Raw genomic sequence first — 489 nt, 5'->3', positions numbered from 1 at the left:
GTAAGAACGACGTCTCGAGATACCGGTTCGCCCGCTCGACGACACCCTTGGTCTCGGGATCCCTCGCCGGCGCCAACGGCAGCTTCGTCGCGATCGTTCCCGTGAACGTCGCTGCGAGGACCGTCGGACGCCCCAGCCCTCCGATCGCAGCCTCCCGGTCCCAAAGCAGCGACTTCGGGATCCCGCCGAAACGTTGCAGCAGCATCCACATCCCCGCAGTGAGGTCCCCGCCCTGCCGCGACGGCAGCACGAGCGCCTCGATCCGCCGGGAGAACCCCGAGACCATCACCAGCACCGGCAAGATCCGGTCCTGCCCGTCACCGACAGGGATCCTGGTCTCGGGGAACCAGAGATCGCACTGGATCACTTCGCCCGATCTGAACGAGAGCCGGTCCGCCGGGTCCACGCCGAGATAGTCCGGCCGCAACTCCGACACACGTTCCCGCAGCAACGATGGCGAGAACGACCAACCCACCCGTTCCGCGATCA

1 pseudogene is annotated in these 489 nt (G+C 66.9%); it reads right to left on the bottom strand.

Features of this window, described 5'->3' with window-relative positions:
- A pseudogene (locus ITJ69_RS20210) lies at positions 1–489 on the bottom strand (DDE-type integrase/transposase/recombinase); the annotation flags it as partial.

The organism is Curtobacterium sp. VKM Ac-2887, assembly GCF_015350935.1.
Taxonomy (GTDB): Bacteria; Actinomycetota; Actinomycetes; order Actinomycetales; family Microbacteriaceae; genus Curtobacterium.
This window is presented reverse-complemented; position numbering and strand designations above follow the sequence as displayed.